The sequence below is a fragment of the Cryobacterium sp. MDB2-A-1 genome (assembly GCF_004402675.1).
Taxonomy (GTDB): Bacteria; Actinomycetota; Actinomycetes; order Actinomycetales; family Microbacteriaceae; genus Cryobacterium; species Cryobacterium glucosi.
The window spans coordinates 406,235-428,529 of the sequence record NZ_SOFK01000022.1; the positions used below are offsets into that span (position 1 = coordinate 406,235).

A 22,295-nucleotide genomic window follows, 5' to 3' on the forward strand; every position below is an offset into this window, starting at 1 on the left:
GGTTGCATGGTATTCAATCCGGAGACCAACGCGGTCGAAAGACGTGCCAGGTAGGCCGGTGAACCTGCCCGAGCGCGCACTCCGAGGCGTCGCTGCGTGGGGCCTTCAACGCAGACAACGAGTCGACTTTCTGCTTAGGCCCGAACGACATCACCCGCTGCTATGCCGAAATGCGTGACGACGATTAGGGGCGTTCGATCAAGCGAAGAGGATCCGAATTCGCCGTCGCGAAGGATCACGCGTCGGTGCTACGAGGCGGCTGCCTATTCGTTTGGGTATTCGTTTGGCTATTAGTTGAGAGCGAATACCCAAACGACTTGGTAAGGGGCCTCTTTCCCTGTCCCACCGCGACCCCCTCGCTGCGCTCGCTTCCCAACCCCCCCACACTCAACGGCATTGTGTGTGTGGGGGGGGGTGGGAAGTAAAGGGGTAGCGGTGGGACAGGGAAAGAGAAAGAAGTGTGAGGGAGAGAGGAAGAAGAAAAAGGAGAATAGAGAAATACAAGGACAAGTACAAGAAAGAGAGGCAGGAACGGGAGCAGCAGGGTGAACTGAGTCAGGACATCAGGAGACTCAAGGTAGGCCGAGATCGCGAAGTGGACGGACCGGAGCCAGGAAATTGGAGACCGACTGGGAGGAGTGCGTCCAGGCGGATGGATGCAATCTGAAGGGCAATGCGTCCTTGGGCTTGTGGCCCCAGTCGTGGTCACACCGGCCCGAGGTTGCCAGAGTCCTCGTCTGCGCTGAGAAAAACGCGGGTCCAACTCCTATTGTTCATCTGATGAACCCCATTGGATGGCTCCGATTTGGTCCGGTGGGTGTCGCCACCTGCTTCATTCGCCGAATGAAGCCAACGTTTGTGCCCATATCCTCTGCGAAGCGAACATTCGCGGACCTCCTCAGTGCCTCGTCGCAGCCGGTCACCCTCTCCGAGGCTCTGGTGGCCTATATGGATTTCTATCGTGACGTTCGGATCACCGACTGCCCGACTATCAATGACGGCGACATGCTGTTGTTCCAGTGGGGACTATACGATTGGCGGGACTTCAACGGGCAGGGTCTCGACGTGTCGCTTACACGCCAGTTCATGCCCGTCGGGATCGACGACGACAATGATCCGCCGATCATTCAGCTGTCGCTTAATCTGCGCTACCCGGCGGCGCGGGCACTGGGCCTGAAGGACGGGAACCGCTGGCTGAGCGAACCCGCCGACGTGAAGGATTTCGCGCAATGGTGCCGCAGCACTCCCGTGTATTCACTTGTTGAGAACGAATTTCCACAACACATTGAATTGAGGCTGGAAGACGCAGAGTGACGACCTGACGGACATGGTCGCCCGCGCTGGGCATCAAGCTGGAGTAGCACCTCGACACCACACTCCATGCCGTGCGTGCAGCCGAGGTGCTGAATCGCTGTCGATTACTCAGCCACGAAGCTGAGTGCGTTCGTGGCAACGTCAGGCAACGAGCTCGCGGAGTCGCTGGATGTCTGCGGTCACTCTGTCGAGCGCAGTGGCAATGGACTCATCACGGTGAGCCGCGAGGGCATCCAGAATCCAGCCGCGCAGGAGGCTGGACACCGGCACGTCAAGCTTGTTGGCCAGTATCTCGATGGCGGCGACGTCGTCGGGCGCGAGTCGAACGGCAACCGGAACGGACTTGTTGGGACGGGTCGGTGTCGCTCCGGCCGGCATCGGTTCATCTCGCGTGGTGTCGGCTTCGGCGGCCACATTTTCAATCAGCTTCTGGATGTTGCTGCTCACTGTTCAATCCCTTCTCGATACGTTCGTCGGTCCGCGGGGCCGGCCCGCCATCCATTCGCACCCCACCAAGCCTGAGTGCGGTCATCCCGATGGACGAGGATGACCACGATCACAGCGCTCGCCGTGTGCGAGTAGCCGAGCACTCGCGCGCTGTTGCCCGACGTGCTCTTGGGGTCCGGATCGAACCATTGTGCGTCGACGTCGGCGAGTGCTTCCATCGCTTCGGTCACGGAGACTCGATGCTTCGACCACATGTGATCACTGCCGTGCGTCCAATCAACGTCGAACCCCATGCTTGGAGTTTACGAGTGTAAACAATGGATCACAATGGGTCATGGGAGCTGCGCTTCAGTGATGATTTGGCCATCATGCCGAGCCAAACACTGCAGCCACCGTAGGAGCCCGCAGGCGATTCTGGTTGTGTCGATCTACGCGTCGATGTATTGTTTATCAACATTGTTGATTATCGATACGGGGGTATCTAATGAAGCAAATGCACGAGTCGTCACAGGCGTCCTTCAAGCGCTCGGTGCGATTGCCGCGAACGGGTCGATTCGCCGAAGGCGCGATCATGATCGTGCTCGTTCTAACGCTCCTGAACGATATTCCACTGGCGATCACAATCGGTACGGGACGGGTGCTTGTCGCGCTGGGCGGCGCGGACGGGCGGCTTCCGCTGAGCCATTTGCCGCAGCTGCTCCAGGCGGAGTTGCGCGAGGGTACCCAGGGGACTCTTGCCGATGCGGATCTGGGCCTGCGTTTGCTCGCTGCCCTACCGACGGTTCTGCATGCAGTCACCGTCACGGCCGCCGCGATTCTCCTGATTGGGATCTTGTACCGCGTCGCGCTGGGGAGGCCGTTCTCCAGCGAGGTCCTGCGTCGGTGGCGCTGGTTGACCGCCGTCCTCCTGATCGGCGGCGTCCTCCAATCGCTGGCTGACACCGGAGCCATCCTCTACCTGAGCCTCCACATCGGCCTTTTGACGGCCGGATCTATGCCTCGAGAGGACATCGTGTCATTCCTGGGCGGGGACTACTCCATCATCAGCACCAATGCGCCGCAGTGGCCGATCCCGATCCTCCTGGGTGGGATCATCGCCCTGGCCCTGGGCGTCGCCTTCCGGGCCGGCGCCCAACTCGTCGAGGAGGCCGATGGTGTCGTCTAAAGACCTGCCGACGACCGACGGTGACGCCGATTCCGGTGCGACAGCGCACCGCATCCGCTGTCATCTCGACGACGTGCTCGCTGAACGCGGCATGACGCTCACTGAACTCTCGGCTCGCACGGGCATCACGATCGCGAATCTGTCGATCCTGAAGAACAACCGGGCCAAGGCCGTGCGCTTCACGAGCCTCACCCTGATCTGCGACGCACTTCAGACCCAACCCGCAGAGCTCTTCACAATGGACGCGGATTGAGTGCGCACCGCTTTCGACAGCAGTAGTCGGACGTGTGAGCGCCCGCGACACGCTTGCCTTGACCTTTCGAAGTGGTAACTTGTTAAGCATGATAGCGGATGCGCAATTGCGGAAGGGCGTGGTCGAGTCATGTATTCTCGGCCTGCTCGCTCGCGAACCCATGTACGGGTGGCAGCTGTCGGAGAAGCTCACGAATCTCGGCATGATCGCCAGCATCGGGACCTTGTATCCCGTTCTGGGGCGACTGCGCGCCAAGGGGCACGTTGTGTCGGTCGACGAAACGTCAGAACTCGGACCAACGCGCAAGTACTACCACCTCGCGCCCTCCGGGAAAGAACAACTCGCACGGTTCAGACAGCAGTGGGCGCCGTTCACCGCTGTCGTGGCCGAAATCATTGGGGGAGACGATGAGCACAGCTGAAGCACCGAAAATTATCAGCAACTATTTGGCGCAACTGGAACGCGCCCTCGTCGACGTGCCGGACGCAATCGCTCAAGACATCCTTGAGGGAATCAGCGAAGAACTGGCGGGCCTCGACGAGAAATCCGCTTCTGAAAAGATCGCTCTTCTCGGGGATCCGAGGTTCATCGCGACCGAGGCTCGAGGGGGATCTGAGCCCTCACCCAGCGCCGAGGACACGTCTTCCCTGGGCAGGACGCGCAGCTCCGCGACACGATCCCGCGGCTTCGCGCTGGCTGCGGTTGTCCTTATCGCGGTAGGTGGGGTTCTGGTCCCAGTCGTTGGATGGGTAGCGGGGGTTTTCCTGATCTGGCTGTCTCAGAGCTGGCGCGTGTGGGAAAAGCTGGTCGCGACGCTGGCCGGTCCGACGGCGTCAGTGGCAATCATCATTCTTGCGGCGGTAGCGAGTCATGGAGTCATCCACGGGCAAGCCCTTCTTGGTGCCCCCGTGCTCGCGACGACGTTTGCCCTCATCATTCCCAATGTCGCCGTCGCGCTCTGGCTCCTCTGGAGAATTCGCGGAAACTGAATTGCTACGCGCTCACGAGCCCGATTGTGCACAGCGCCGCCAGCGCTGCGTGCAGGAATACCAGCGTGCTTGGGCCAGCGGCCGGGCCGGTAACGGAGCTTCCTTAGACGAGTCGAAGGACGCTGAGGACCGATATCCGCTATCGGTTAGGAAAGGCCTCCGTCCGGCATCGGATCGCCGTGGGTCGCATTGGCCTCTTCGGCGACTTGTTCCACTTCGTTCTTGATGTGACTGGTCATGAGGTGATCCTCCGCGGAACGGAGCATTTAAGGCAAAGAGCACTCCCGCCCAGATCGGATCCGGGGAGGCGTGGCAGTCATGATTTAGTCATGATGCCGAGAGAAACACGGCAGTTTCGGCGCGGGTCGTAGTGATCCAAAACAGGCCTGGATCCCAGTCATAGCACGGAACTGAGGGTTCTAACGCGTTCCGGTGATTGGGCCGAAATGGGCCAAAATGCAAGTGGGGGTTACGGGTTCAAGTCCCGTGGCCGGCCCCACACCCCTTGAAAACACTGGGATCCACGCCGATCCGGTCATGATGAGCGGTTGTCTCGCCGAGAATCTCGCCTATCCCGGTACTGCGGCGACTGCCGGAACCCGATCGTGTGGTCGAGCAGATCCTCCCACTCGACCAGCAGTAGGTACGTGCTCTGCGACTCGAGAGACCGCGACAACGACACGCTGAGGCATCCGGGCATGGAGGCGATGATCGGGCGAGCCAGGGTGAAGGCTCGCTCGAATTCAACTTCTCGTCCGGCGATGATGGGCAGTAAGGCGTGTTCGGTGAGCACGAGACCAGTGTGCCATTCGGGGTGGCTACGCTGACTCACATGAATGCAGAGGAACTCGCTCGGGAGGTAGATCGGCTGGAGAGATTGAGGACGCTACTCGCGGCCCGGAACCGCATTGAGGAGGTTTCTCGGGCCGTCGTTGCTGCGTCGAGTGACGATGACGCCGCGGAGCGAGTCCGTCGCCTTCTGGGTTGCTCAGAGATCGCAGCGCGGCACGTCATCTCGACACCGTTGCGCATGTACCGTCGCGGTGACGCACTCGCACGGGAAATCGCGGACCTTGAGGAGTACTTGACTGGCGTGGTGCCGCTGGACCCGGCGGTGTCCACGCGCGCCCTGGCTGACGGTACCGAGGACGTAACGGCCGCTCATCCGCTCGCGGAGCTGGAAGCCGGCGAGCCGAGCATCCCTCTCGAAGATATCGTCCGGGACCCGGGCATCCCATTGGACTAGCCCCGAAGGGCGTCCGAAATTCTTATTCGGTGACCAGCCCGATTGCGCACAGTGCCGCCAGTGCAGCGTTCAGGGCTACCAGCGTGCAGAATCTTGACGTCACTGGTCCTGAGTTGATCCCTCCGCGGGCGGATGCTCGGCCAGGCAGAAGAGGTTGCCTTCCGGGTCCGCCAGTGTGGTCCACTGCACGTGTGGGAACTCGTCCAGGACGTCCCACTGGTAGACGGCGCCCAGGCCGAGGAGACGTTCGACCTCAGCACGTCGTGACCCCCACGGGACGGTGAGGTCCAGGTGGGCGCCGCGGCGATTCGGATGGGGGGAGTCACAAGGCCGGAAGAACATCCCGAACCCGTTCGCGCCGGCCGGCGGCAGGTAGACGCTATCGCCACCGGGTGAGGGTGTCGCTCCGGTGACCGACGCCCAGAAATCGGCAAGCGCAGTCGGGTCATGTGCCTCGAGGTTGATCGCGCCAAGGGTGATTTGGGGAGCCGTCATCTCGCCGACGCTAGCACGCGTCCGACACGCATCTCTGGACAGCGGATCCGCGAATGTGGGAGGTCTCCGGTCCAAACGATTGCGACCCGCTCCCGAAGGCGGTTTGATGGACCGGCCCGAGATTCCGGATTCCACCAGCGAAGGAGCAGAGATGTCATTCCAGGCCTACCTCGACAACATCGAAGACAAGACTGGCCTGACCCCGCGCGAGTTCATCACCCTCGCCCACGAGAAGGGGTTCGACGACCCGTCCACGAAGGCCGGCGTGATCGTCGACTGGCTGAAGGCGGACTTCGACCTGGGCCGAGGTCACGCGATGGCCCTCGTGCACGTCATCAAGAACGGCGAGAAGATCGACGCCAAGCACGTCGGGACCGGGACCACGCACAGCGATGCGTCCGACACGCTCTGGCTCGACGGGAAACTGAACCGCCCCGGGTGACCGGGTGCACGCAGCCGTCGCCAAGATGTCGTAGTTTGACACTGCAGGCAGACGCCGGGCGTGAAATGGTCGATGATTGCATAGTCGCGCTCGAACGCGCCATCGCGTCGACCGACGCCGCCAGACCAGAGGGACGCACGCCCATGCCGCACGACGCGATCGCCCGGGAGGGAGACCGGTGACAGCAGAGCGCTCCGGACTGCTCGGCTTCGGTCGAACCGCCTGGTTCAGGCTCGCCGTGGCCATCATCCTCGCGATCGGCCTGCTCGCCGCCGCCGTGCTCGCCGCCAAGGGCCTCCGCTCGCTGCCGGCCGTGCAATCCTTCCTGACCGACTTCCCGGGAACGTCGCAGCTGCCGTCCGGGGCGCCCGTCGGCTTCCCGGCCTGGCTGGCCTGGCAGCATGGGCTCAACGTCTTCTTCCTCCTCTTCATCGTGCGTTCGGGCTGGCAGGTCCGCAGCGCCGGGCGGCCGACCATGTTCTGGACCCGGCGCAATACCGGGCTGATACGCACGAAACAAGCGCCCACCCGGATGGGCATCAACGTCTGGCTGCACCTCTCGGTCGACGTGCTCTGGGTGCTCAACGGGCTCCTCTTCTACGTGCTGCTCTTCGTCACCGGCCAGTGGGTGCGCATCGTTCCGGTCAGCTGGGACATCATTCCCAACGCCGTGTCGGCCGCGCTCCAGTACGTCTCGCTGGGCTGGCCGGTCTCCGACGGCTGGGTGAACTACAACGCCCTCCAGACCCTGAGCTACTTCACCATCGTGTTCGTGGCCGCTCCGCTCGCGCTGGCCACCGGCATCCGCCTCTCGCCGCTCTGGACGTCACGCCGGCTGAGCGAACTCGTCCCGCTCCGCCCGACCAAGGCGGTCCACGTCGGCGTGATGATCGTCTTCCTGGTCTTCGTCGTCGTGCACGTGACCCTGGTCTTCGCGACCGGGGCGCTCCGTAACCTCAACCACATGTACGCCGTGCAGAGCGACGACGGCTGGACCGGATTCTGGATCTTCGCGGCCTCGGTCGTCGTGATGATCGTGGCCTGGTTCGCTGCCGGCCCGCGCCTGCTGCGGGCGATCGCCTCGCTCGGCGGCACTGTCATCTCGCGCTGAGTCGCACCGGCGTCGGTCAGCGCTCCGCAGACTCCTGCGCGGCCGCCTCGACGCGTTCCCGGTAGTCCTCCCACCAGGCGCGGTCGGCCGGCGGCATATTGTCGTTGCCCTGCCGGAGTCCGACCTCCCCGTCGATGAGCTCTCGGACGAGGTCGGCGTGTCCGGCGTGCCGGTGCGTCTCCGCGATGAGGTGAACGAGGATCTCGTGCAGGCTCGCCGCGCTCCGATCGCCCGTCCACCACGGCACCCGGCCGATGGTGTCGAGCGTGAGCGCCTCGATCGTCGCGCTCGAGTGCGCCCCGACCCGGCGGTAGAGGGTGATGAGCGACTCGCGGGACTCGTCCGGCTTCGCCCACATGTCCGCGTTGAACTCGACGTCGTCCGCCGTCCACGGCAGCGGTTCCGGGAAGGGCCGGCCGAAGACGAGCCCGAGATACCCGGCCTCGACGCCGGCCATGTGCTTGACGAGTCCGAGCAGGTTGGTGCCGGTCGGCACGAGCGGGCGCCGCACGTCGTACTCGCTGAGCCCGTCGAGCTTCCAGATCAATGCTTCCCGACCCGACACCAGGTACCGCGTCAGATCCGTCTTGGCTGCAGTCTCCGTTGCATCAGTCATCCCGCCAGCCTCGCAGACCCGGCTCGGCGGGCCAAGCGATCCGTGCTGATCCGGTCCGACCCGGGTCGATCCGGGCGGGTCTGCTCCAGGACCCATCGACCGGCTGTGGGCGCCGCGCGACTGCGCGTTCCGCGATCCGTCCGACAACACGGCACGCGCAGGCCGAGCGACCTACGGGCGAGCGCTCATCTGGTCGAAGTCGGGGCTCACGGGTCGGCGGATGCTGCCGGCGCTCGACAGTCCGATGGCCGGCAGTCCCACAGCGGGGTAGTCCGCCTGCGGCCAGACGATCGGCTCGAGCTCCCGGCTCGCCGAGCGGGGCCGCGGCCCCTTGGCGAGGAGGACGACCCAGACATAGCAGCCGACGAGCGCCCAGAGGAACCGGAGCATGACATCCACGAGCGGTTCCAGGAAGGTGGCTTCGGCATCGTCGAGGCTCGGGCTCCGCGGAACCGCGGAGGCGGAGGCAGCAGGAGCGTGGGCGATCAGGGGTGCTGTGGCGGCCGTCCGCAGGACGGTCAGCGTGCCGAGGGAGATGGTGTCGGGCCGGACGAGTGTGCTGATTTCTGCGCTCACGCCACGAGGATACGTCGCGCCCCTGCTGCACCCGGGACATTCTGCCGACGTTCAGGTGAAGAAACGGTGAAGCCTCGCCTTCGCGCGCCAACTGCGCCGCTTCGCGCCAGGCCTGCCTGGCGCGAAGCGGCGCACGTGGCGCGCGACCCTCAAAAACCGAAAATGGCGGCAGTCAGCGGCGGTCAGGGGGTGGTCAGAGGGCGGTGAGGTGCGCGGCAGGGTCGATCGGGAGCCGGACGCCCGGCTTCGCACCAGACGGCACTCCGCCGACATAGAGCCAGCCGAGCAACTCCTCCGATTCGGTGAGCCCGTGCAGCCGGTGCACCTCAGCGGTGCGGGTGAACGCCCCGGTGCGCCACATCACACCCCAGCCGGCGTGTGTCAACAGGAGGCTCAGGGCATGTCCGACACCCGCCGCTGTGACGTCCTGTTCCCACGGTTCGACCTTGTCGCTCTCCCGATGGCTCGCGACGACCGCGATCAACAGTGATGCCCGAAGCGGCTTGCCCGCGAGCTTGGCCAACTCCGCAGCGGACGGCGGTTCCGCACCGGCCTCAGCAGCGAGGCGGGCGGATGCCGCGGCGAACGCCGCCCCGAGCCGCGTGCGGGCGTCCCCGCGCAGCTCGATCAGGCGCCAGGGTCGCAGGGCCCCGTGGTCGGCCACGCGCGCACACGCGGCCACGAGCGGGAGCAGGTCGTCGTGCGAGGGGGCATCCGATGTCACTGCGGACGACGAACGCCGCCCGCCGATCGCCTCGAGCGGCGTGGACACGGTCTAGTCGACCGGCTTGAACTCGAGCGAGATGGAGTTCATGCAGTAGCGGTCACCGGTCGGGGTGCCGAAACCGTCGTCGAAGACGTGCCCGAGATGGGAACCGCAGTTCGCGCAGCGCACCTCGGTGCGGACGACGCCGAGGGAGGTGTCTTCGATGAGTTCGACGGCCTCCGGGCGCACCGACTCATAGAAGCTCGGCCAGCCGCACCCGGAATCGAACTTCGTGCCGCTCTTGAAGAGTTCGGCGTGGCAGGCGCCGCAGGTGTAGATGCCGGAACGGCTCTCGTCGAGCAGCTCCCCGGTCCAGGCACGCTCGGTGGCGGCCTGCCGCAGTACGGCAAACTTCTCCGGCCCGAGTTCCGCGGCCCATTCAGCGTCTGACTTCGTGACTTCGTAGTCCATGGTTCATCCTTCCCATCGGGCGAGGGCGCAGTGCAGCGTGGCCGCCAACCCTCCCAGCAAGCTTAAACTCAGCCCGGCAGGGGCGTATTCCGATTCCCGGGCCCGTTCAGCACTTTCACACCGAGACGCCCACCGGGACGCTCACCGGCACGCTCCCGCGCCTGTCCGGGCACTTTTCCTCCCGGGGAGGGAGCGACCCGCGTGGCCCAGCAAATCCATAGCCGACGCCAAATAGGATTCGAGCAGCGAATGGCGATGGTGAAAGAGGTGGATGGTGGACGGCGTGCGTGACCCGGACCCCGCCGACTCCCCGGGCGGCCTCACCGACCGCGACCGCGGCATCCTGAGCTTCGAACGGCGCTGGTTCACCCATGCCGGAGCCAAGGAGCAGGCGATCCGTTCCGAGTTCGGGCTGTCCTCGGCCCGGTACTATCAACTATTGGGCGTTTTGATCGACTCCCCTGTTGCCCTGGCTCACGATCCCATGCTGGTGAAACGCCTGCAGCGGATGCGTGCAGCCCGTGAGCAGGCACGGGAGCGCCGGACAGTGCGCGCTCCGGAGCACCGAACCAGCCCCGCCCCCTAGGCGCAGCCGGATTTCGACCCCGATGTTCCACCCATTCGCCCGCGACAAGAGGATCGACCCAGCCCCACAATGCCTCCCACCTATCCGAAAGACCGCTTCGACCACCTGCCGCACTCCCTCGACCGAGTGGGCGCCCATCGCGCCCCCGGAAAGAAGGGACGCCACTGGGTTGCGTTCTGGTGGGCACTGGGGGCAACGGCCGTCCTGATCGGCCTCGGAGTCTTCGGGATGGCCTCGCTCAGCAACAAACTCAACATCGCGATCCCCGGGCTGTCCTCCAGCTCTGCGACAGACACGGCGACGGATGCCGCGACCGCCGTTCCGACGGCCGTCGCGACGGTCGATCCGAGTCTCACCGTGACCGTGCTCAACGGCACAAAGGGCACGGGTGTCGCCAAGGCTGCCGGGGAAGTCCTCTCCGCGGCCGGCTGGACCGTCGGCGCGCTCAGTAACGCGAGCACCGAAGACGTGACCAAGACGACCGTGTACTACGCCGATGCGACCCTCGAGGGCGCCGCCCGCGGGGTCGCGGCTTCGTTTCCGGGATCCACGGTGCTCCTCGCGAGCGACTTCGCAACCTCGGGGGCCGACCTCACGGTCGTCGTCGGGGCTGACTTCGTGTCAAGCACCACGCCTACGTCCTGACCGGCCATTCGCCTCCGGTTGTATAACTCCACGGGGGCTCCTCGTCAACCCCCTTTCGTTCTTTCTTGGCTTCAGTAATCTTTGACTCAGGTCGCTCATCTCGTTCGTCCGGTTGCCCCCTGGGGCATCCCACCGGTCGGACCAGATGGACGCAGTCACATGCGCCAGGCCCGGTACGGCCAACGGGCGGTTGCCGAAAATATCAGAGCACTGGGGAGTTACACATGGCGAACGGAACCGTCAAATGGTTCAACGCTGAAAAGGGTTTCGGCTTCATCACCGTCGACGGCGGCGGACAGGACGTCTTCGTCCACTATTCCGCCATCGACATGCACGGATACAAGGTTTTGGAAGAGGGACAGCACGTCATCTTCGAACTGGGAACCGGGGCAAAGGGGCCACAGGCCGAGTCGGTACGTCCCGTCTGATCTGAAAAGATCAGGCGCACCCACACCAAGCGCACCCAATCTCGGGTAACACCCCGAGCCGCGCGGCATCCGCGAGTTTGCCGCGTTAGGGTGTGGGGCGTGACAGCGAAAAGAACTGCAAGAATCCACGGGCGAAGCACGGCACGACTTTTCGGTGCCGTGCTTCTTCCATGCCTCCTCTTGGTGATGACGGCGTGCTCCGGAACCGAGCCGCCCACCACGGCGACGCCGACGGCGACCGTGGAACCAACCGCCGCTGCCGTCGACGCCCCGGCGCCGCTGGCGATCGCGCCGCTTCGTGGCACGATCGTGCCGGCCGGGAAGGCTGCGAACCCGTCCCTCGCCGTGAAGATCGACAACCACGAGGCCGCCAGGCCCCAGATCTCGCTGGATCGGGCTGACATCGTCTTCGAGGAACTCGTCGAGGGCGGACTGACCCGTTACGTCGGCGTCTGGCAGTCCGACATACCCGACGCGATCGGCCCGGTGCGGTCGATCCGGCCGATGGACCCCGACATCATCACGCCGTTCGGCGGGATCGTCGCCTACTCCGGCGGACAGCAGGTCTTCGTCGACATGATGAAGGCCACCCCCGTCATCAACTCGGTCTTCGATTACGACACGACGGGCCTGTTCTCCCGCGTCGCCGACAGGGAGGCCCCGCACAACGTCGTGCTGAAGGCCGCCGAACTCGTCGGGCGCAACGCTTCTGTCGCGCCGCCGGTGCAGCAGTTCGCGTACGCGGGCAGCATCGCGGCATCGACCGCCGGGGTCGATGGCACCCCGATCACCCAGATCAACGCGCGGTTCTCCGCATCGCGCTATCCCGGCTGGAGCTGGGACACAGCCTCACAGGCTTACCTGCGCTCGCAGGAGGGCGCCCCGGACCTCGACACGACCGGCGCCCGCAGGGGCGCCACCAACGTCCTCGTGCTCCGGGTCGACATCGACGGTACCTACGGCGAGGTGCCCAAGACCGTCATGATCGGCACGGGGGAGGGCTCGGTGTCCGCCGGCGGCAAGACCGTGCACGCGACGTGGTCGAAGGCCGGGCAGGCCGACCCGATCCGGCTGATCGACGACAACGGGGTCACCATTCGCCTCGCCCCGGGCAATACCTGGATCGAACTGATCCCGAACGGCACCGGCTCCGTCGAACTCGTCCCATAGCCTCCCGACGCTTCCCGGCGCTCACTTGCACTCTCGACCCCTGAGTGCCAGAATCGACTTGGCACTCTCTCCTTTTGAGTGCCAACCCATCACCGTTTTGGTAACGTCCGGGAGGGACGAGAAACACATATGGCAAAGATCATTGCTTTCAACGAAGAGGCCCGTCGTGGCCTTGAGCGTGGCCTGAACATCCTCGCTGACACGGTCAAGGTCACCCTCGGCCCGCGCGGACGTAACGTCGTATTGGAGAAGAAGTGGGGCGCCCCCACGATCACCAACGACGGTGTCTCGATCGCCAAGGAAATCGAACTCGACGACCCGTACGAGAAGATCGGTGCGGAACTCGTCAAAGAGGTCGCCAAGAAGACCGACGACGTTGCCGGCGACGGAACGACCACCGCGACCGTCCTCGCCCAGGCGCTCGTCCGCGAAGGCCTGCGCAACGTCGCAGCCGGCGCAGACCCGATCAGCCTCAAGCGCGGCATTGAAAAGGCCACCGCTGCGGTCATCGCAGAGCTGATCGCCAACGCCAAAGAGGTCGAGACCAAGGAAGAGATCGCGGCCACCGCATCCATCTCCGCCGGCGACGCTGAAATCGGCGCGATCATCGCCGAGGCCATCGACAAGGTCGGCAAGGAAGGCGTCGTCACCGTCGAGGAGTCCAACACCCTCGGCACCGAGCTCGAGCTCACCGAAGGCATGCGCTTCGACAAGGGCTTCCTGTCCGCGTACTTCGTGACCGACCCCGACCGTCAGGAAGCGGTCTTCGAAGACCCCTACATCCTGATCGTCAACTCCAAGGTCTCCAACATCAAGGACCTCCTCCCGATCGTGGACAAGGTCATCCAGACCGGCAAGCAGCTCCTCATCATCGCCGAGGACGTCGACGGCGAGGCTCTGGCCACGCTCGTTGTGAACAAGATCCGCGGCATCTTCAAGTCGGTCGCCGTCAAGGCTCCCGGCTTCGGCGACCGTCGCAAGGCCCAGCTGCAGGACATCGCCATCCTCACCGGTGGCCAGGTCATCTCCGAGGAGGTCGGCCTCAAGCTTGAGAACGTCACCCTCGACCTGCTCGGCAACGCGCGCAAGATCGTCATCACCAAGGACGAGACCACCATCGTCGAAGGCGCCGGAGACCCCGAAGCCATCGCCGGTCGCGTTCAGCAGATCCGCAACGAGATCGAGAACACCGACAGCGACTACGACCGTGAGAAGCTCCAGGAGCGTCTCGCCAAGCTCGCCGGCGGCGTTGCCGTCATCAAGGCCGGCGCCGCGACGGAGGTTGAGCTCAAGGAGCGCAAGCACCGTATCGAGGACGCCGTCCGTAACGCGAAGGCTGCTGTCGAAGAGGGCATCGTCGCCGGTGGTGGCGTCGCCCTCATCCAGGCCGGCAAGACCGCGTTCGAGAAGCTCGAACTCGTCGGAGACGAGGCGACCGGCGCGAACATCGTCAAGGTCGCCATCGACGCCCCGCTCAAGCAGATCGCCCTCAACGCGGGTCTCGAGCCCGGCGTCGTCGCCGACAAGGTGCGCAACCTGCCGATCGGTTGGGGCCTCAACGCCGCGACCGGTGAGTACGTTGACATGCTCCTCGCCGGCATCAATGACCCGGTGAAGGTCACCCGCTCCGCGCTGCTCAACGCCGCGTCGATTGCCGGACTCTTCCTCACCACCGAGGCCGTTGTCGCCGACAAGCCGGAAAAGAACGCTGCTCCGGTCGGCGACCCGTCCGGCGGAATGGACTTCTAAGTCCACCCTGCTCGATAGCTAGACTGCTTCACCGCCAACAGGGCGTCTCCTCCGGGAGGCGCCCTGTTTTCGCGTCCGGGCAGGCACGATCCCGATCCGGTCTCCACACGTCCGGCATCCGCCGCGTCCCGGCATCCGGCACAATCCAACCGACGACGCTACCGGACGCCGTTACCGGGCGAAGAGCCGCGCGTTGGCCTGCTCGATCTCGGCATACTGCTGGCCGGCCTGGTTGAGCGCCTGGCCGAGGCTTTCAGCGCTCTGCGCAACCTGCTGCTGAGTCGCCCGCCAGTCCGTCACGGCGGCCTGGAACGCGGCGGCGGCCTGCCCGGTCCACGAACCCTCCAGCCCGGTGAGTTGGCCGAGCAGCGCGGCAACCTCCGCCTGAATCCGACCGAGCGTCGCCCTGGCCGTCGTCGTGGTGCTGAGCACGAGTTCACTGTCTACCTGGTACCGGGGCATCTGCAGTCCTTTCGAGGGGTGTGCTGCCACCGTATGGCGGATGCCGCGCCGGGCTGGCGAGTACGCCCCGGCTGGGGAAAACTCACCGCCACCCGCGCCAGGGGAGGAGGCGCCGGGGTCAGGGCGCCGGGGTGATCGCGAGCCGCTGGGGCGCGTTCGGGGACCCTGCGAGAGGGAACCAGACCCGGAAGGTCGCGCCGCCGCCCGGGGTCTCGACGACCTGGACGGTGCCGTTGTGGCTGGCGACGATCGACGCGACGATCGCCAGGCCGAGTCCGCTGCCACCGGTCTCGCGTGCACGTGAGGTGTCGGCGCGCCAGAAGCGCTGGAATATCTTGTCGCGGATCTGCGGCGGGATGCCCTCGCCATGGTCGATCACGGCGACGGATGCGCGCTGGTTCCGCCGGTCGACGGCGATCTCGAGTTCGATGGGGCTGTCAGCGGGGCTGAAGCGAAGGGCATTGCCCATCAGGTTGGTGATGACCTGTCGGATCTTGTTCTCTTCGGCCATGACGACGGCGGGGATCGCGGCGGTCGGGGCAGCGGTAGGCACTGGCTCGGGGAGGATGGCGAGAGCATCCGATTTGCGGGGGCGACGGGTACGCAGCCGCGCGAGGGTCGCACCGGCGAAGGAAACCGTGTTTGTGTGCGGGACGGCCACGGCCTCGCCTGCCCGCTCGGGGACCGTCACGAGTGCGGAGGTCGGTACCTCGCCGGTGGAGTGCGCGAGGTCGATGGCGGGGGCCAACGGGACGACAGGCTCTTCGTCCGTGTCGGGAGCCGCCGTCACGACCGTGATGGTGCGACCGGGGGCGGAGGCCATCGCGTCGAGCGCCGCATCGCGGGCGAGGGGGAGCAGGTCGACGGGGGTGAGGGCGAGTGGCTTCGTCTCGTCCAGACGGGCGAGTTCGAGGAGGTCCTCGACGAGGCCGCCCATCCGGATCGCTTCCTTCTCGATGCGCTCCATCGCCTGGGCGACCTCTTCCGGAGTCTGCAGGGCACCCATCCGGTAGAGCTCGGCGTAGCCCCGCACGGAGACGAGGGGGGTGCGGAGCTCGTGACTCGCGTCGCCGACGAAGCGGCGCATCTGGTCGATCGTGCGGGCCCGTTCCTTGAACAGGCGATCGATCCTGCTGAGCATGGTGTTGAGGGAACGGTTGAGCCGGCCGACCTCGGTGTTCGGGGTCGCCCCGCCGAGCCGCTGGCTGAAGTCGCCGTCAGCAATCGCCGCGGCCGTGCGCTCCACTTCGCGCAGGGGGGCGAACGTGCTCGTCACGAGCAACCGGGTGATCAGGCCGCCCAGGAGCACGACGCCCAGGCCGAAGCCGAGGAAGATTGTGAGGTAGGTGCCGACGGTGTTCTCGGACTGCTTGAGCGAGACGGCCATGACGAGGGTGCCGTAGGTGCCGTGGACGTTGGTGACGAGCGGCACTGCGACCGCGAGGAACTCGGTGTCGTGCGAGGCGTCCTGCAGGCGCATGGTCTGGCCGTTGAGCGCGTTGACCGACTGGAGGTCAAGGGGCATGGTGATCTGCGGCAGCTCGCGTGCGGGCACGTCGGTCCAGGAATGGTAGCGGAGTTCGCCGTTCTCGTCGTACAGGGCGACGAAGTAGTCCGAGGGAACGACGGTGCCGGTATTCTGCCCGAGGGCGTTCGCGGTGTATGCGACCGACGTCGTCTGGGCATCCGCCTGGAGCTGCGCGTCGACCTGCTGGATCACATACTGCCGGAGCATGGCCATCGTGCCGATCCCGGAGACCAGGAGACCGAGCGTGAGCATGAGAACGGTCACGCCGGTGATCTTGGACCTGAGGGATATGCGGTTCCACCGCTCCGTGAGTGACTGATGCATCAGGCTGCCAGTCTATTTGTGCAGTCTGGGACTATGCCTTGGCAGCCTTGAGCATGTAGCCGAAGCCGCGCTTGGTCTGGATCAGCGGCTCCGAGGAGTGCGCGTCGACCTTGCGGCGCAGGTAGGAGATGTAGGACTCGACAATGCCGGCGTCGCCGTTGAAGTCGTATTCCCAGACGTGGTCCAGGATCTGCGCCTTCGAGAGCACCCGGTTCGGGTTGAGCATCAGGTAACGGAGCAGCTTGAACTCGGTCGGGCTGAGCTCGATGGGTTCTTCGCCGACGAGGACTTCGTGGGTGTCCTGGTCCATGGTCAGTTCGCCCGCGCGGATGACGGCGTCTTCGTCGGCGTGCATCGTGCGGCGGAGGATGGCCTTGATCCTGGCCACGATCTCGTCGAGGCTGAACGGCTTGGTCACGTAGTCGTCGCCGCCGACCGTGAGGCCGGTGATCTTGTCTTCGGTGTCGTCCTTGGCGGTGAGGAACAGGATCGGCGCCGTGTAGCCGGCGGAACGCAGGCGTTTGGTCACGCCGAAGCCGTTCATGTCGGGAAGCATGACGTCGAGGATGATCAGGTCGGGTTCCTCTTCGAGCACGGCGGAGATCGCCTGGGCGCCGTTGCCGACGGCCCGCACGGCGAAGCCGGCGAAGCGCAAGCTGGTGGTGAGGAGATCCCGGATGTTGGGCTCGTCGTCGACAATAAGAATGCGGGGGCCATCAGTCATTGGACCAGTATCTGCGCGTTAGCTGGACCTTTGCTGTGAGTGACCGGTGTGGTTCGGACGTGAGTAGATTGTGGGTGGGGAGCGGAGCCGCCGGGGCTGATCGGAGGTGGACGCCGCGACGGATTCGAACGGGAGAACGCCATGAAAATCGCAACATGTGTGATCGTCGGGGCCGGCCTCGCCGGGGCGCGCGCGGCAGAGGCGCTTCGCGTCGAAGGCTTCGACGGACGGGTCGTTCTGCTTGGCGAGGAGGCCGAGTACCCCTATATCCGGCCGCCGCTGTCCAAGGATTTCCTCGCCGGGACATCCGCTCGCGACTCGATCGACGTGCACCCGGCCGACTGGTATGCCGCACAGGACATCGAGGTCGTGCGGGGTCGCGCGGTGACGGCGCTCACCCTCGACGCGCGGCAGCTGAGCTACGCCGGCGGCGGGACGCTGCACTATGACCGGCTCCTTCTCGCGACCGGGGCGGCCGCCCGGCCGTTCCCCGGCCCCGGGGGAGACCTGGACGGCGTCCACCTCCTGCGCACCGTGGCCGACTCGACCCGGCTGAAGGCGGCGCTCGCGCCAGGGGGACGCCGGATCGTCGTGGTCGGAGCCGGCTGGATCGGACTCGAGGTTGCGGCGGCCGCCCGCAGCTACGGCAACGACGTGACGGTGCTCGGCCAGGGCGCCGTGCCGCTGCAGCGCGCGGTCGGCGCGGAGATCGGCGGAGTCTTCGCCGCGCTCCACCGGGCCAACGGGGTAGACCTGCGAATGGAGACCGGCGTGGCCGAGATCCTCGGCACGGACGGAAGGGTCACGGGCGTCCGGCTCCAGGCGGCCACGGACGGGACCCCCGGCCAGGACGGGTCGTCCGGAGAGGTCGTGCTCGCGGACGTCGTCGTGGTCGGGATCGGCGCGACACCCAATACGCGGCTCGCTCTCGACGCGGGGCTCGAGGTCGCAGACGGCATCGTCGTCGACGCGGCCTTCCGCACCAACGAGCCAGGGGTTTTCGCGGTCGGTGACGTCGCGAGCGTGTTCCATCCCGTTCTCGGGCACCACCTCCGGGTCGAACACTGGGCGAACGCCGAGAATGCCGGCCGGGCCGCCGCACTCTCCATGCTCGACCGTGCGGTGAGCTACGAGGAGATTCCCTACTTCTACACGGATCAATTCGACCTCGGAATGGAATACTCGGGATATGGCGATTTGGCGAGGGATGCGGAGCTGGTGTTCCGGGGAGACCGGACCGCCCGCGAGTTCGTCGCGTTCTGGGTCGTCGACGGCCGCGTGGTTGCGGGCATGAACGTCAATGTCTGGGATGTCAACGAATCCGTCCAGAACCTGATCAGGTCGCGCGTGCGCGTCGACGTGTCCGCGCTGCGGGACGAATCCCGCAGCCTCGACAGCCTCCTCGGCCCCGCGGCCGCCCGGAGCCACGGCGCCGACGCCGGTCGAGCGGTCGCCGACACGCCAGGGGTGGGTTCCTGATGGCGGGCGGCACCGCCGCGTTTCCCGTCCTGATCCATCCCCGGCGCATGATCGGCGGCCGCGAATTCGATTTCGACCGCGAGATCGCGGTGATGGCGATCATCAATCGCACTCCAGACTCGTTCTTCGACCAGGGCGCCACCTTCGCCCTGGACAAGGCCGTCGCTGCCGCGCACCAGGCGATATCCGATGGCGCGGACTGGGTCGACATCGGCGGGGTCAAGTTCGCGCCCGGCCCGCCCGTCCCCGTCGAACAGGAGATCGACCGTGTCGTCCCGGTCGTCCTCGCCTTGCGCGGCGCCGGCGCGGTCATCTCCGTCGACACGTTCCAGCCGGCCGTCGCACGGGCGGCGCTCGCGGCAGGCGCCGACGTCATCAACGACACCACCGGCATCCACGACCCGCTGATGGCGGACATCGTCGCGGACAGCGACGCGACCCTCGTCGTGACGCACAGCCTCGCTCGCCCGCGGATGCCGCACCCGGCCCCGCGCTACGGCGACGTCGTGGGCGAGGTCGCCGCGTTCCTGCGTGAGCGCACCGAGCTGGCCCTGTCCCGGGGGATCCCCGCAGAGCGGATCATCATCGATCCCGGCCATGACCTCAACAAGAACACCCGGCATTCGCTCGAGCTCACCCGGCGCCTCCCCGAGATCGCCGCGCTCGGCTACCCGACCCTCGTCGCGGTCTCCAACAAGGACTTCATCGGCGAGACCCTCGGCCGCGCCCGTGACGAACGTGTCGAGGGCTCCCTCGCCGCCGCCGTGTTCAGCATCATGCAGGGCGCCCGGATCGTGCGGATGCACAACGTGCGCGCCGCCGTGGACGCCGTTCGGATGACCGAGGCGATCCTGGGCTTCCGCGAACCGGCGTACGAGCGCCACAACCTGGCCTGAACGATGACCGACTTCAGCCAGGCGGGTCTCCTCGACGCCTACCGCATCGAGGACAGGACCGCCGCGCGGCTGCGGGTGAACTTCATCGCGAGCCTCGACGGCGCCGCGACCCACGACGGCCTGAGCGGTGGCCTGAACAATGCCGACGACAAGCTCGTCTTCGACACGCTCCGGACCCTCGCCGACGTGATCCTGGTCGGCGCCGGAACGGTCCGCGCCGAGGGCTACGGTGGCATCCGCCTGGATGCCGCAGCCGAGGCCTGGCGCGTCGCGCACGGGCTCCCGCCGCAGCCGCGGATCGCGGTCGTGAGCGGGCGCCTGGATCTCGAGGCCGGGCATCCGCTGTTCACGGACGCCGCGACGCGCCCGATCGCCATCACGCACGCGGGGTCACCGGCCGACAAGCGCGCCGACCTCGAGGCCGTGGCCGACGTGCTCGTTTGCGGGGCGGCGACGATCGATCTCCCGCTCGCGCTCCGCGAGCTTGCCGCGCGGGGCCTGCGCCAGGTGCTCTGTGAGGGCGGCCCGAGCCTGTTCGGGGCGCTGCTCACGGCCGATGCCGTTGACGAACTCTGCCTGAGCCTGAGCCCGGTTCTCGAGGCAGGCACCTCTGGCCGTATCGCGCACAGTGCCGCGGCCGCGTCACGCCCGATGCGTCTCGGCCACGTGCTCACTGCCGGAGACATGCTCTTCCTGCGCTACACGCGCCCGTCGCCCTGACCGATTCCGTCGGATCGGTCAGGGCAGGTCAGCGGATTCCTGCTGCGGCCTCGTCGACCAGGGCGTCGGTGTCGAGGTTGTTCGCGTCGAGAATGGTGTAGCTGTACCCCTGCTCCGCGAGGAAGCGCTGGCGGTTCTGTGCGAAGTCCTGGTCGACGGTGTCGCGGGCGACGAGCGTGTAGAAGTTGGCGGCGAGGCCGGACTCCTTGGGACGGAGCAGCCGGCCGAGCCGCTGCGCCTCCTCCTGGCGCGAGCCGAACGACCCGGAGACCTGGATGGCCACGGTCGCCTCGGGCAGGTCGACGGAGAAGTTCGCGACCTTGGAGACGACGAGCAGGTTCTCCTCGCCGACCCGGAAAGCCTGGTAGAGCCGTTCGCGTTCGTCGACGGGGGTCGCCCCGGTGAGTTTCGGCGCGTTGAGGGCGTCGGCGAGTTCGTCGATCTGGTCGAGGTACTGGCCGATCACGAGGATGCGTTCGCCGGGGTGCTTAGCGACGAGACGCTTGACCACGTCGAGCTTGGCCGGGGCGGTCGCGGCGAGGCGGTATCGCTCGTCGTCCGCTGCGGCGGCATAGGTGAGCCGCTCGGACTGCGGCAGGTCGATCCGTACCTCGTAGCAGGAGGCGGGGGAGATGAAGCCCTGGGCCTCGATCTCCTTCCATGGTGCGTCGAAACGCTTGGGGCCGATCAGGCTGAACACGTCGCCCTCGCGGCCGTCCTCGCGGACGAGCGTCGCGGTGAGGCCGAGGCGGCGGCGGGCCTGCAGTTCGGCCGTGAGTTTGAACACCGGCGCGGGAAGGAGGTGCACCTCGTCGTAGATGACGAGGCCCCAGTCCATCGCGTCGAGGAGTTCGAGGTGGGCGTACTCGCCCTTCCGCTTCGCGGTGAGGATCTGGTACGTCGCGATCGTGACGGGCTTGACTTCTTTGACCTGCCCCGAGTACTCGCCGATCTCGTCCTGGGTGAGGGTGGTGCGTTTGAGGAGCTCGTCGCGCCACTGCCTGGCCGAGACGGTGTTGGTCACGAGGATGAGCGTGTTGGTCTTCGCCGTGGCCATTGCGCCGGCGCCGACGAGGGTCTTGCCCGCTCCGCAGGGCAGGACGACGACGCCGGAACCGCCGTCGAAGAAGCTCGCGACGGCCTTGTTCTGGTAGTCGCGCAGCGCCCAGCCGTTCTCGAGCAGCGCGATGTCGTGCGGGGTCCCCGGCGTGTAGCCGGCGAGGTCCTCGGCCGGCCAGCCGAGCTTGACGAGCTCCTGCTTGAGCTGGCCGCGGGCCCAGGGTTCGACGAGGAAGGAATCCGGGGTCGGGTGGCCGATCAGCAGGGGGGCGATCCGCTTGGCGCCGGAGATCTCCATCAGCACAGCCCGGTCGTTGCTCTGCAGCACGAGCTGGCCCTCGTCGTCGCGCTCGATGATCAGGCGGCCGTAGCGCCCGACGGTCTCCTCGATGTCGATCCGCACGGTCTGCGGGATCGCGAACTTGGAATACTTCTCGAGGGTCCCGAGCATGTCCGAGGCGGCATGTCCCGCCGCGCGGGCGTTCCAGAGGCCGAGCCGGGTGATCCGGTAGGTGTGGATGTGCTCAGGGGCCCGTTCCAGCTCGGCGAACACGGCGAGGTCGTGGCGCGCATCTTCGGCGAGGGGGTGGGCGACTTCGAGCAGAACCGTGCGGTCGCTCTGGACAATCAGTGGGCCATCAGACATAGCCGTTAATCCTACGCCCGCATGGCTGGGAGCCTCCCATCGGCCCAC

29 protein-coding genes are annotated in these 22,295 nt (G+C 66.2%); 17 read left to right on the plus strand and 12 right to left on the minus strand.

Features of this window, described 5'->3' with window-relative positions; genetic code table 11:
* Positions 1-780: 780 nt before the first annotated feature.
* Positions 781-1,314 carry a hypothetical protein gene (locus tag E3O39_RS06880; RefSeq protein ID WP_134450033.1) on the plus strand — a complete coding sequence of 178 codons (534 nt, stop codon included), beginning with the start codon at positions 781-783 and terminating at the stop codon, positions 1,312-1,314.
* Positions 1,315-1,455: 141 nt separating this feature from the next.
* Here E3O39_RS06880 and E3O39_RS06885 read toward each other — a convergent pair whose 3' ends face one another.
* Together E3O39_RS06885 and E3O39_RS06890 are read right to left on the minus strand one after the other, a co-directional pair.
* The gene (locus E3O39_RS06885; protein WP_134450034.1) at positions 1,456-1,761 is read right to left on the minus strand and encodes a hypothetical protein; all 306 of its coding nucleotides are present in this window, start codon (positions 1,759-1,761) and stop codon (positions 1,456-1,458) included.
* Entirely contained in the window at positions 1,758-2,054 is a 297-nt protein-coding gene (locus E3O39_RS06890) for a transposase (protein WP_134450035.1), read from the minus strand. The genes E3O39_RS06885 and E3O39_RS06890 overlap by 4 nt, the downstream gene beginning before the upstream one ends.
* Before the next feature lie 200 nt (positions 2,055-2,254).
* On the opposite strand from E3O39_RS06890, the gene E3O39_RS06895 reads away from it, so the two are divergent.
* The 4 genes from E3O39_RS06895 to E3O39_RS06910 are packed head-to-tail and all read left to right on the plus strand — an operon-like array spanning position 2,255 to position 4,168.
* Complete coding sequence (locus tag E3O39_RS06895; protein WP_134450036.1) at positions 2,255-2,926, plus strand: hypothetical protein; 672 nt, start codon at positions 2,255-2,257, stop codon at positions 2,924-2,926.
* Complete coding sequence (locus tag E3O39_RS06900; RefSeq protein WP_134450037.1) at positions 2,913-3,179, plus strand: helix-turn-helix transcriptional regulator; 267 nt, start codon at positions 2,913-2,915, stop codon at positions 3,177-3,179. The genes E3O39_RS06895 and E3O39_RS06900 overlap by 14 nt, the downstream gene beginning before the upstream one ends.
* Positions 3,180-3,213: 34 nt before the next feature.
* A complete protein-coding gene (locus E3O39_RS06905; RefSeq protein WP_241984996.1) occupies positions 3,214-3,600 on the plus strand; it encodes a PadR family transcriptional regulator in 387 nt (128 codons plus the stop codon).
* Entirely contained in the window at positions 3,587-4,168 is a 582-nt protein-coding gene (locus E3O39_RS06910; protein WP_134450038.1) for a hypothetical protein, read from the plus strand. The genes E3O39_RS06905 and E3O39_RS06910 overlap by 14 nt, the downstream gene beginning before the upstream one ends.
* A gap of 535 nt (positions 4,169-4,703) precedes the next feature.
* Here the strand turns inward: E3O39_RS06910 and E3O39_RS06915 are convergent.
* Complete coding sequence (locus tag E3O39_RS06915; RefSeq protein WP_134450039.1) at positions 4,704-4,961, minus strand: antibiotic biosynthesis monooxygenase; 258 nt, start codon at positions 4,959-4,961, stop codon at positions 4,704-4,706.
* Between the two features lie 39 nt (positions 4,962-5,000).
* On the opposite strand from E3O39_RS06915, the gene E3O39_RS06920 reads away from it, so the two are divergent.
* Positions 5,001-5,414 (plus strand): hypothetical protein, encoded by a 414-nt coding sequence (locus E3O39_RS06920; protein WP_134450040.1) that lies wholly within the window; start codon positions 5,001-5,003, stop codon positions 5,412-5,414.
* A 99-nt stretch (positions 5,415-5,513) separates the two neighbouring features.
* Here E3O39_RS06920 and E3O39_RS06925 read toward each other — a convergent pair whose 3' ends face one another.
* The gene (locus E3O39_RS06925) at positions 5,514-5,909 is read right to left on the minus strand and encodes a VOC family protein (RefSeq protein ID WP_134450041.1); all 396 of its coding nucleotides are present in this window, start codon (positions 5,907-5,909) and stop codon (positions 5,514-5,516) included.
* A 151-nt stretch (positions 5,910-6,060) separates the two neighbouring features.
* On the opposite strand from E3O39_RS06925, the gene E3O39_RS06930 reads away from it, so the two are divergent.
* Genes E3O39_RS06930 through E3O39_RS06935 form a run of 3 tightly spaced genes read left to right on the plus strand, consistent with a single transcriptional unit; the run spans position 6,061 to position 7,462 of the window.
* Positions 6,061-6,351 (plus strand): DUF4287 domain-containing protein, encoded by a 291-nt coding sequence (locus E3O39_RS06930; protein WP_134450042.1) that lies wholly within the window; start codon positions 6,061-6,063, stop codon positions 6,349-6,351.
* Positions 6,352-6,386: 35 nt separating this feature from the next.
* Positions 6,387-6,533 (plus strand): hypothetical protein, encoded by a 147-nt coding sequence (locus tag E3O39_RS18935; protein WP_166787424.1) that lies wholly within the window; start codon positions 6,387-6,389, stop codon positions 6,531-6,533.
* Complete coding sequence (locus E3O39_RS06935) at positions 6,530-7,462, plus strand: hypothetical protein (RefSeq protein ID WP_166787425.1); 933 nt, start codon at positions 6,530-6,532, stop codon at positions 7,460-7,462. Before E3O39_RS18935 ends, E3O39_RS06935 begins: the two co-directional genes overlap by 4 nt.
* A 16-nt stretch (positions 7,463-7,478) precedes the next feature.
* Here E3O39_RS06935 and E3O39_RS06940 read toward each other — a convergent pair whose 3' ends face one another.
* The 4 genes from E3O39_RS06940 to msrB form a co-directional block, all read right to left on the minus strand.
* Positions 7,479-8,078, minus strand: a complete 600-nt coding sequence (locus E3O39_RS06940; RefSeq protein ID WP_134450043.1) for a DinB family protein — start codon at positions 8,076-8,078, stop codon at positions 7,479-7,481.
* Positions 8,079-8,249: 171 nt separating this feature from the next.
* Positions 8,250-8,654: a hypothetical protein gene (locus E3O39_RS06945; RefSeq protein WP_134450044.1), complete on the minus strand. Its 405-nt coding sequence runs from the start codon at positions 8,652-8,654 to the stop codon at positions 8,250-8,252.
* A 193-nt stretch (positions 8,655-8,847) separates the two neighbouring features.
* Positions 8,848-9,426, minus strand: a complete 579-nt coding sequence (locus tag E3O39_RS06950; protein WP_134450045.1) for a nitroreductase family protein — start codon at positions 9,424-9,426, stop codon at positions 8,848-8,850.
* 3 nt (positions 9,427-9,429) lie between these two features.
* Positions 9,430-9,831: a peptide-methionine (R)-S-oxide reductase MsrB gene (gene msrB / locus E3O39_RS06955; protein ID WP_134450046.1), complete on the minus strand. Its 402-nt coding sequence runs from the start codon at positions 9,829-9,831 to the stop codon at positions 9,430-9,432.
* A gap of 271 nt (positions 9,832-10,102) precedes the next feature.
* Here msrB and E3O39_RS06960 point away from each other — a divergent pair, with 271 nt between their 5' ends.
* From E3O39_RS06960 to groL, 5 genes are all read left to right on the plus strand, one after another.
* Entirely contained in the window at positions 10,103-10,417 is a 315-nt protein-coding gene (locus E3O39_RS06960) for a DUF3263 domain-containing protein (RefSeq protein WP_134450047.1), read from the plus strand.
* Positions 10,418-10,486: 69 nt separating this feature from the next.
* Positions 10,487-11,062, plus strand: coding sequence for a LytR C-terminal domain-containing protein (locus E3O39_RS06965; RefSeq protein WP_134450048.1), 576 nt, complete (start codon positions 10,487-10,489; stop codon positions 11,060-11,062).
* A 224-nt stretch (positions 11,063-11,286) separates the two neighbouring features.
* A complete protein-coding gene (locus E3O39_RS06970) occupies positions 11,287-11,490 on the plus strand; it encodes a cold-shock protein (protein ID WP_134362230.1) in 204 nt (67 codons plus the stop codon).
* 159 nt (positions 11,491-11,649) lie between these two features.
* The gene (locus E3O39_RS06975; protein WP_134564054.1) at positions 11,650-12,660 is read left to right on the plus strand and encodes a DUF3048 domain-containing protein; all 1,011 of its coding nucleotides are present in this window, start codon (positions 11,650-11,652) and stop codon (positions 12,658-12,660) included.
* Positions 12,661-12,789: 129 nt separating this feature from the next.
* On the plus strand, positions 12,790-14,409 hold the full coding sequence (gene groL, locus E3O39_RS06980) for a chaperonin GroEL (RefSeq protein WP_134450050.1): 1,620 nt from the start codon (positions 12,790-12,792) through the stop codon (positions 14,407-14,409).
* A 171-nt stretch (positions 14,410-14,580) separates the two neighbouring features.
* On the opposite strand, the gene E3O39_RS06985 is transcribed toward groL, so the two are convergent.
* The 3 genes from E3O39_RS06985 to E3O39_RS06995 all read right to left on the minus strand — a co-directional run bounded on the left by E3O39_RS06985 (position 14,581) and on the right by E3O39_RS06995 (position 17,447).
* On the minus strand, positions 14,581-14,871 hold the full coding sequence (locus E3O39_RS06985) for a WXG100 family type VII secretion target (protein ID WP_134450051.1): 291 nt from the start codon (positions 14,869-14,871) through the stop codon (positions 14,581-14,583).
* A gap of 118 nt (positions 14,872-14,989) precedes the next feature.
* Positions 14,990-16,723 carry a HAMP domain-containing sensor histidine kinase gene (locus E3O39_RS06990; RefSeq protein ID WP_134450052.1) on the minus strand — a complete coding sequence of 578 codons (1,734 nt, stop codon included), beginning with the start codon at positions 16,721-16,723 and terminating at the stop codon, positions 14,990-14,992.
* Between the two features lie 31 nt (positions 16,724-16,754).
* On the minus strand, positions 16,755-17,447 hold the full coding sequence (locus E3O39_RS06995; protein WP_134450053.1) for a response regulator transcription factor: 693 nt from the start codon (positions 17,445-17,447) through the stop codon (positions 16,755-16,757).
* 141 nt (positions 17,448-17,588) lie between these two features.
* On the opposite strand from E3O39_RS06995, the gene E3O39_RS07000 reads away from it, so the two are divergent.
* The 3 genes from E3O39_RS07000 to E3O39_RS07010 are packed head-to-tail and all read left to right on the plus strand — an operon-like array spanning position 17,589 to position 20,542.
* On the plus strand, positions 17,589-18,926 hold the full coding sequence (locus tag E3O39_RS07000; protein WP_134450054.1) for an NAD(P)/FAD-dependent oxidoreductase: 1,338 nt from the start codon (positions 17,589-17,591) through the stop codon (positions 18,924-18,926).
* A complete protein-coding gene (gene folP / locus E3O39_RS07005; RefSeq protein WP_198413392.1) occupies positions 18,926-19,822 on the plus strand; it encodes a dihydropteroate synthase in 897 nt (298 codons plus the stop codon). The genes E3O39_RS07000 and folP overlap by 1 nt, the downstream gene beginning before the upstream one ends.
* A gap of 3 nt (positions 19,823-19,825) precedes the next feature.
* A complete protein-coding gene (locus E3O39_RS07010) occupies positions 19,826-20,542 on the plus strand; it encodes a pyrimidine reductase family protein (protein ID WP_134450055.1) in 717 nt (238 codons plus the stop codon).
* Between the two features lie 28 nt (positions 20,543-20,570).
* Here E3O39_RS07010 and E3O39_RS07015 read toward each other — a convergent pair whose 3' ends face one another.
* Positions 20,571-22,247, minus strand: a complete 1,677-nt coding sequence (locus tag E3O39_RS07015) for a DNA repair helicase XPB (RefSeq protein WP_134450056.1) — start codon at positions 22,245-22,247, stop codon at positions 20,571-20,573.
* Positions 22,248-22,295 lie beyond the last annotated feature (48 nt).

What these genes read in the sequence shown, in the direction of transcription:
- E3O39_RS06880 (WP_134450033.1), top strand. Translation starts at nt 781, where the DNA reads ATGAACCCCATTGGATGGCTCCGATTTGGTCCGGTGGGTGTCGCCACC.
- E3O39_RS06890 (WP_134450035.1), bottom strand. Translation starts at nt 2,054, where the DNA reads ATGGGGTTCGACGTTGATTGGACGCACGGCAGTGATCACATGTGGTCG.
- E3O39_RS06895 (WP_134450036.1), top strand. Translation starts at nt 2,255, where the DNA reads ATGCACGAGTCGTCACAGGCGTCCTTCAAGCGCTCGGTGCGATTGCCG.
- E3O39_RS06900 (WP_134450037.1), top strand. Translation starts at nt 2,913, where the DNA reads ATGGTGTCGTCTAAAGACCTGCCGACGACCGACGGTGACGCCGATTCC.
- E3O39_RS06910 (WP_134450038.1), top strand. Translation starts at nt 3,587, where the DNA reads ATGAGCACAGCTGAAGCACCGAAAATTATCAGCAACTATTTGGCGCAA.
- E3O39_RS06920 (WP_134450040.1), top strand. Translation starts at nt 5,001, where the DNA reads ATGAATGCAGAGGAACTCGCTCGGGAGGTAGATCGGCTGGAGAGATTG.
- E3O39_RS06925 (WP_134450041.1), bottom strand. Translation starts at nt 5,909, where the DNA reads ATGACGGCTCCCCAAATCACCCTTGGCGCGATCAACCTCGAGGCACAT.
- E3O39_RS06930 (WP_134450042.1), top strand. Translation starts at nt 6,061, where the DNA reads ATGTCATTCCAGGCCTACCTCGACAACATCGAAGACAAGACTGGCCTG.
- E3O39_RS06940 (WP_134450043.1), bottom strand. Translation starts at nt 8,078, where the DNA reads ATGACTGATGCAACGGAGACTGCAGCCAAGACGGATCTGACGCGGTAC.
- msrB (WP_134450046.1), bottom strand. Translation starts at nt 9,831, where the DNA reads ATGGACTACGAAGTCACGAAGTCAGACGCTGAATGGGCCGCGGAACTC.
- E3O39_RS06960 (WP_134450047.1), top strand. Translation starts at nt 10,103, where the DNA reads ATGGTGGACGGCGTGCGTGACCCGGACCCCGCCGACTCCCCGGGCGGC.
- E3O39_RS06965 (WP_134450048.1), top strand. Translation starts at nt 10,487, where the DNA reads ATGCCTCCCACCTATCCGAAAGACCGCTTCGACCACCTGCCGCACTCC.
- E3O39_RS06970 (WP_134362230.1), top strand. Translation starts at nt 11,287, where the DNA reads ATGGCGAACGGAACCGTCAAATGGTTCAACGCTGAAAAGGGTTTCGGC.
- groL (WP_134450050.1), top strand. Translation starts at nt 12,790, where the DNA reads ATGGCAAAGATCATTGCTTTCAACGAAGAGGCCCGTCGTGGCCTTGAG.
- E3O39_RS06985 (WP_134450051.1), bottom strand. Translation starts at nt 14,871, where the DNA reads ATGCCCCGGTACCAGGTAGACAGTGAACTCGTGCTCAGCACCACGACG.
- E3O39_RS06990 (WP_134450052.1), bottom strand. Translation starts at nt 16,723, where the DNA reads ATGCATCAGTCACTCACGGAGCGGTGGAACCGCATATCCCTCAGGTCC.
- E3O39_RS06995 (WP_134450053.1), bottom strand. Translation starts at nt 17,447, where the DNA reads ATGACTGATGGCCCCCGCATTCTTATTGTCGACGACGAGCCCAACATC.
- E3O39_RS07000 (WP_134450054.1), top strand. Translation starts at nt 17,589, where the DNA reads ATGAAAATCGCAACATGTGTGATCGTCGGGGCCGGCCTCGCCGGGGCG.
- folP (WP_198413392.1), top strand. Translation starts at nt 18,926, where the DNA reads ATGGCGGGCGGCACCGCCGCGTTTCCCGTCCTGATCCATCCCCGGCGC.
- E3O39_RS07010 (WP_134450055.1), top strand. Translation starts at nt 19,826, where the DNA reads ATGACCGACTTCAGCCAGGCGGGTCTCCTCGACGCCTACCGCATCGAG.
- E3O39_RS07015 (WP_134450056.1), bottom strand. Translation starts at nt 22,247, where the DNA reads ATGTCTGATGGCCCACTGATTGTCCAGAGCGACCGCACGGTTCTGCTC.